The organism is Helicobacter pylori (genome assembly GCF_009689985.1).
Taxonomy (GTDB): Bacteria; Campylobacterota; Campylobacteria; order Campylobacterales; family Helicobacteraceae; genus Helicobacter; species Helicobacter pylori_CG.
The window spans coordinates 1-787 of record NZ_QBAW01000025.1; the positions used below are offsets into that span (position 1 = coordinate 1).

Below are 787 nucleotides of genomic sequence, written 5' to 3' on the forward strand. Positions count from 1 at the left end.
TTTTTGTTTTTAACATTCTTCAAACGCTCTTTAATAAAATCCAAAGTTTCTTGCATTTTGGCGAATTTTTTAGAAGCGTCAACTTCTAAGACCGTGGCCTGAGCTTGCATAGCTTGCATGGCCTCTGCAATCGTTGTCTCTTGGAAAGAAAGAAATGATATACCAAATTTTTTCGCATGCTCTACCGCTTTAGGGTTGCCCACAAAGGTTACCACAAGATCAGGGCTAAGTTTTTTTAAAAGCTCCACATTCAATGCGGCTGTATGATCAGTACTCATGTGTTTGACTCGTTTAAGATCTTCGCCTTTGAGAGTGGCTTTAACAATGTCATCTTTAAAAGCGTAATCCGAAACGCCTACAACCCTATTCCAAACATTAAGCATGGCAGGCACTTCTACATAACTCCCTATATAGGCTATTTTAGAAACGGGAAGCTTTATAGTTTGCTCCCCAAAATAATCCTTGACTTTGACTTCTTGCGCTGAAGCGTTGCACACATTCAATAATAATGAAGCGACAAGCACGCCTAAAGAATAAGAAATGAAAGCTTTTTTAAAGCGAGCGATTAACATAACAATTCCTTTCGTATGATTTATGAAGCGATTATAACACCATTAAGAAAATAACAATAGTAAAAATGAAACTATTTTTCATAAAATCTTAAAAGATAAAAATTAAGGTAAAAATATGGAAGAAAATTTTAATTACAAGGCTTGTTCTAAGCCTAGCGCGATACACGAAGGGCTAAAAAGCCTAGCCCTTTTAAAGATTAGTGCCATAAAAAGGG

General features: G+C 36.1%; 1 protein-coding gene. It reads right to left on the reverse strand.

The genetic code is table 11. The features are described from left to right. The coding region (locus DBU79_RS07710; protein ID WP_229764043.1) for a TroA family protein at positions 1–572 on the reverse strand (572 nt) is incomplete at its 3' end. Between the last annotated feature and the right edge of the window lie 215 nt (positions 573–787).